This window comes from Actinomycetota bacterium (genome assembly GCA_005774595.1).
In the GTDB taxonomy this organism is placed as follows: domain Bacteria; phylum Actinomycetota; class Coriobacteriia; order Anaerosomatales; family D1FN1-002; genus D1FN1-002.
Genome location: VAUM01000145.1, coordinates 1 through 4,612, shown reverse-complemented (window position 1 = coordinate 4,612; position 4,612 = coordinate 1). Strand labels below are relative to the sequence as shown.

Genomic DNA, 4,612 nt, shown 5'->3' with positions numbered 1-4,612 from the left:
CCTCTGTCCCCCAGTCCGGTGAGGTGATCGGGCACGTCGTCCAGCCCGGCGCGCTCGGCGAGGGCGCGCATGATGTACTCGGTCGCGAGGCAGTGGTTCACGAGGTTGCGGTTGCCGACGCGCTCGCGCACGAGCGCCAGCGCGTCCTCGCGCGCGATCACGCGCGCTTCACCGCGTCGACGCGTCCGGCGAGCCACTCGGCCCACGCGTCGACGCCGTCGCCCTTCGTCGCCGAGATCGGGAAGATGGGCGCGCGGGCGTTGAGCTTGCCGACCACAGTGCGGAACTCGGCCTCATCGAAGTCGAACACCGGCATCGTGTCGACCTTGTTCAGGACGACCGCCTCGGCGATCTGGAAGATGCCAGGGTACTTGTACGGCTTGTCGTGACCCTCGGGCACCGACAGGATCATCACCTTCGCGTGCTCGCCCAAGTCGAACTCGGTCGGGCACACGAGGTTGCCGACGTTCTCGATGATCACGAGGTCGAGCTCGTCCAAGGGCAGCGCATCGACCGCGCGGCGGATCATGTCGCTCTCGAGGTGACACGCGCCGCCGGTGTTGATCTGCACCGCCGGGATGCCGTGGGCCGAGATCTTCTCGGCGTCCACGCGCGAGGCGATGTCGCCCTCGATGACCGCGATGCGGTAGCGGTCTCGCAGTGCTGCGATGGTGGCGAGGATGGTCGACGTCTTGCCGGCTCCCGGCGACGCCATGAGGTCGAGCACGAAGACGCCGGCCTCAGCGAACAGCGCGCGATTGCCGGCGGCGAGTTCCTCGTTGCGGTCGAGGATGGGTCTGGACAGGTCGATCTCGGCCACGTCGCGCCCCTGTCAGTCGAAGTCGATGCTGTCGATGCGCAGCTCGTGCCCGCTGCGCGGCTCCACGAACGGATTGCCGCACTTCGGGCACTGCCCGTCGAACCGGCCGTGCTCGAACACCTCGCCGTCGCACGTCGGGCACGCCGAGCTCGCGGGCACGTGCGTGACGAGCAGCACCGCGCCGGCCGCCATCGCGTAGTCCGGCTCGGCGCGCAGCGCCTCGAACGCGAACTGCAGCGCGTCCTCCACCACCTCGGTCATCTCGCCCACCGAGATGCGGATCTCGTTGATGCGCGTGCCGCCCTCGCCCTTCACGGCATCGACGGATGCCGCGAGGATGCCCTGCGTGATGCCCATCTCGTGCATCGCTGCCGCCTTCAGATCGCCTCGAGCGCCTCGGCCTGCGCCCGGATCTTCCTGCGTAGCACGATCCGCACCAGCAGCATCGACAGCTCGTAGAGGACGATCATCGCCGCCGCGAGGAACCCCATCGTGATCGGCGACCAGTCGGGCGTCGCCATCGCGGCGACGACGACGATCACGACCCAGACCACGCGCCAGTTCTCGCGCAGCGTCTTGTACGGCACGACGCCGAAGTACACGAGGTAGAAAACGATGACCGGCGTCTGGAACGCGATGCCGAAGCCGATCAGGAAGTACCCGACCGTCGTGGCGAGGTCCTGCGCGGTCGCCCGCAGCTCCATGAGCCCCTCGGCCTGGCCGGCGAGCCACAGGAAGCTGTTGTGCAGCACCTCCGTGTAGCAGAACGCGGCGCCGGCAAGGAACAGCGCCACCATCACGAAGAAGGTCGGCACGACCCACTTGCGCTCGCGCTCCTTGAGCGCCGGCAGGAAGAACGCCATCGCCTGCCAGATGATCAGCGGGCTGCCGACGATGACCGCGGCCCAGATCGAGACCTTGAACCGCACCATCATCGGGTCGAACACACGGATCGATATCGGGTTGTCCAGCCCCGGGATGTCGCTCACGGGCGCGACGAGGAACCGGTAGATGGGCGTGGACACGAAGTACAGCCCGACCATCAGGAACAGCAACACGACCACGACGACGGTCAGCCGCTTGCGCAGCTCGTCGAGGTGGTGCATGAACGGCATGCGTGCCGGTCCGATGGGCATGATCGCGTGTCAGGGCGCAGGCGCGCGGCCTACTCCTCGTCCTCCTCGTCATCCTCGTCGTCCTCGAAGGTCGCGGGGGCCGCGACGGGGCGTGCGTGCTCCTTCACCGCTGCGGCCGAGGCGGTCGCGTCCGAGTCGGCCTCCTTCTCCCCCTCGGAGATCTCGAGCCGGATCATCGACTCCATCGTCGAGGTGTAGCGCTTGAAGTCCGCGTAGAGGCGGCCGGCCTTGCGCGCGAAGTCGGGGATCTTGTCGGGCCCGAACAGCAGCAGCACGACCAGCACGATGAGAGCGAGCTCGGTTCCGCCGATACCGAACAAGGGGATCAGTACCCTCTCGCTTCGTCGACGGTCGCGAACATCGGGAAGACCTTGTCCAGGCCCGTGATGCGGAAGGTCTTGGCGACGGCCTCGCGCACGCCCGCGAGCCGCACCGAGCCGTCTCGCTCCTTGGCGCGGCGCAGGATGCCGACGAGCACGCCGAGGCCCGAGCTGTCGACGAACCCGACGCCGGACAGGTCGATGACGATGTCGGGGCAGCCGTCCTCGACGAGTTCGACGAGGCGGTCCTTCAGCGTGGGCGAGGTGTACAGATCGAGGTCGCCGGCGACCCTGACGATACAGAACGCCCCGTCACGCTCGGCGCTGATATCGAGGTCGTTCGTCACCACGCACCGCCTTCCACGGGCCGCAGCCGTCACGAGGTACAGGCGCGATTGTACCGCCGCGCCGCTGCGAGCAACAAACACGTACGCGGACGGCGGTATCGGCGCGCGCGCATTCGGGTAGATATGCTTTCGAGACGCCCGATGGCGGGCCGCCACGACCGCGGGGGGCATGATGGCGCTGACGACCGAACTCGACCGATCCGCCGACATCTGGGTGCTCAAGCTCACCGGCGACCTCGACTACTCCGAGTGCGCATCGCTGCGCATGAGCATCGACCGGCTGCTCAAGTCCGCTCCGGCGGCCGCCATCGTCGACCTCGCCGCGCTCGACTACCTCGACAGCTCGGGGCTCGGGCTGCTGCTGTCGCTGTCGAAGGAGTACGGCGCCCAAGGCGGACGGCTCGCACTCGTCACGAACGAGACGGTCGACAACATCCTGTCACTCACGCGCCTGAACGGCATCTTCTCGACGGCGTCGAGCCGCGAGGATGCGCTCGCGATCCTCGAGGAGCCGATCGCCGAGCACGCGACCTGACGCCGCGCCGGCCCGTCAGGGCGTGCTGGCGGTGGATGCCGGCCCCGCGCTCTGCCTCTTCGCCAGCTCCGCGATGATGTTGCGCGCCACGTCCGGGTTGCCTTGCGCCCCGTTCGGGTCGGCGGCCAAGTAGGTGTTCAGCACCCTCGCCGCATCCGCGTCGCGGCCCGCCTCGGCGTAGAAGATGCCGCCGTTGAACAGCGCCGGGACGAACTTCGGGTCCTTCGCGAGCACGCCGTCTACGACGCTCGCAGCCTCGGCGGCCCGTCCCGAGTAGTACAACGTTATCGCGTAGTCCACCGCCACGTTGAAGTCGCCCGGCTCGATCTCGAGCGCCTTGCGGTAGTAGGTGACGGCCTTCTCGCGGTACATGCCCGGCGTGACCGGGTCGGAAGTGAATGTCTCGATCGCACTCGCCCAGTCACCGTAGGTGTTCGCGAGGGCGACCAGCACGGTGAGGCTCGCGGGGTCGCTCGCGAGCGCCTGCTCGCCGTAGGCGACCTGGCCGGCGAACCGCTGCGCCGCGTCCTCGAGCACGCCGCCCCCGGTCCGCGTGCCGGTGTCCGTCTTCGACGTCCCGAAGAACGCCGCAAGCCCGGGGATGATCGAACCGCCCACCGAGATGGCGAGCACGATGGCGAGGAAGCCGATTCCTATCTTGATGATCGGTGCGGTCCTGCTCTTGTCGATCGCCATGTGCGGGTCACGCCTTTCGCGATTCGGCCGATACGGCACGGCGCCCGGCCGCTCAAAGGCGAGGGCCGGGCCGCCTTGGTCGGTGCCGGTGAGGGTCCTACTTGGTGGTCGTACTGGAGCCGGTCGCGCCGGTCGAGCCGCCGGTGGCGCCGCCACCCATGCCCGAGATGTCCGGATGGCCGGCGGGCAGGCTGCCGGCGTTCATCTGCTCGGGAGTCAGCTGCGGGGCGTTCGCGCCGCCGGTGCTGCCGCCGCCGGTCGAGCCGGTCGAGCCGCTGCGCGGGATGACGAGGCCGACGATGACGCCCACCAGCAGCGCACACACCGCGGCGAGCGCCGCAACGGTCACGCTGACCGACTGGACGGCCGCAGGCACCGCAGCGGCGGCCTTCGCGCCGCCCGGCTTGGGCAAGCCCTTCTCGGGCGCGGCCTCCTCGGCCGGGGTCTCCTCGTCCTCGAAGAAGAAGTCCTGATCGCTCACTGCTCGGTTCCTCCTGTATCGTCACGCGGGCCGCCGGGGGACGACCCGCCTTCAGCCTCGTTCAGACCGCGCGCGATTATAGCACGCAGCCCCGGCCGCATCCCCGCACGCGCACCGAGTCTCCGCAACCCCTCACGGGCGCCGAGAAGGCCCGCGGCGGCGCCCGCGAGAGCGCCGAGCGCGCCCGACGCGTCCGGCGGGCCGCCCAGCGCCGACCCGAGCGCCGCTCCGGCCGCGTAGCCTGCGGCGATGCCGAGCACGGGCGTCACGTACGCGA

The 4,612-nt window shown here is 69.3% G+C and carries 9 protein-coding genes; 1 reads left to right on the top strand and 8 read right to left on the bottom strand.

The window, feature by feature from the left end; all coding sequences use genetic code 11:
• From FDZ70_06660 to FDZ70_06635, 6 genes are all read right to left on the bottom strand, one after another.
• Positions 1-161, bottom strand: a 161-nt coding sequence (locus FDZ70_06660) for a phosphohydrolase (protein TLM76316.1), incomplete at its 3' end; no start/stop codon positions are given.
• A complete protein-coding gene (gene hypB / locus FDZ70_06655; protein TLM76315.1) occupies positions 158-820 on the bottom strand; it encodes a hydrogenase nickel incorporation protein HypB in 663 nt (220 codons plus the stop codon). The genes FDZ70_06660 and hypB, both read right to left, overlap by 4 nt.
• A gap of 12 nt (positions 821-832) precedes the next feature.
• The gene (locus FDZ70_06650) at positions 833-1,186 is read right to left on the bottom strand and encodes a hydrogenase maturation nickel metallochaperone HypA (GenBank protein ID TLM76314.1); all 354 of its coding nucleotides are present in this window, start codon (positions 1,184-1,186) and stop codon (positions 833-835) included.
• Positions 1,187-1,197: 11 nt separating this feature from the next.
• Positions 1,198-1,956, bottom strand: coding sequence for a twin-arginine translocase subunit TatC (tatC, locus tag FDZ70_06645; GenBank protein ID TLM76313.1), 759 nt, complete (start codon positions 1,954-1,956; stop codon positions 1,198-1,200).
• Positions 1,957-1,985: 29 nt separating this feature from the next.
• A complete protein-coding gene (locus tag FDZ70_06640; protein ID TLM76312.1) occupies positions 1,986-2,276 on the bottom strand; it encodes a twin-arginine translocase subunit TatB in 291 nt (96 codons plus the stop codon).
• A 5-nt stretch (positions 2,277-2,281) separates the two neighbouring features.
• Positions 2,282-2,794, bottom strand: a complete 513-nt coding sequence (locus FDZ70_06635) for an STAS domain-containing protein (protein ID TLM76311.1) — start codon at positions 2,792-2,794, stop codon at positions 2,282-2,284.
• On the opposite strand from FDZ70_06635, the gene FDZ70_06630 reads away from it, so the two are divergent.
• Complete coding sequence (locus FDZ70_06630) at positions 2,793-3,158, top strand: STAS domain-containing protein (GenBank protein TLM76310.1); 366 nt, start codon at positions 2,793-2,795, stop codon at positions 3,156-3,158. The genes FDZ70_06635 and FDZ70_06630 overlap by 2 nt on opposite strands.
• A gap of 15 nt (positions 3,159-3,173) precedes the next feature.
• Here FDZ70_06630 and FDZ70_06625 read toward each other — a convergent pair whose 3' ends face one another.
• Both FDZ70_06625 and FDZ70_06620 read right to left on the bottom strand, forming a co-directional pair.
• A complete protein-coding gene (locus tag FDZ70_06625; protein ID TLM76309.1) occupies positions 3,174-3,854 on the bottom strand; it encodes a hypothetical protein in 681 nt (226 codons plus the stop codon).
• Positions 3,855-3,951: 97 nt separating this feature from the next.
• Positions 3,952-4,335, bottom strand: a complete 384-nt coding sequence (locus FDZ70_06620; GenBank protein ID TLM76308.1) for a hypothetical protein — start codon at positions 4,333-4,335, stop codon at positions 3,952-3,954.
• Between the last annotated feature and the right edge of the window lie 277 nt (positions 4,336-4,612).

Excerpts from the sequence above, each read along its gene's own strand:
- FDZ70_06650 (TLM76314.1), bottom strand. The coding sequence starts at position 1,186 with ATGCACGAGATGGGCATCACGCAGGGCATCCTCGCGGCATCCGTCGAT.
- tatC (TLM76313.1), bottom strand. The coding sequence starts at position 1,956 with ATGCCCATCGGACCGGCACGCATGCCGTTCATGCACCACCTCGACGAG.
- FDZ70_06630 (TLM76310.1), top strand. The coding sequence starts at position 2,793 with ATGATGGCGCTGACGACCGAACTCGACCGATCCGCCGACATCTGGGTG.
- FDZ70_06635 (TLM76311.1), bottom strand. The coding sequence starts at position 2,794 with ATGCCCCCCGCGGTCGTGGCGGCCCGCCATCGGGCGTCTCGAAAGCAT.
- FDZ70_06625 (TLM76309.1), bottom strand. The coding sequence starts at position 3,854 with ATGGCGATCGACAAGAGCAGGACCGCACCGATCATCAAGATAGGAATC.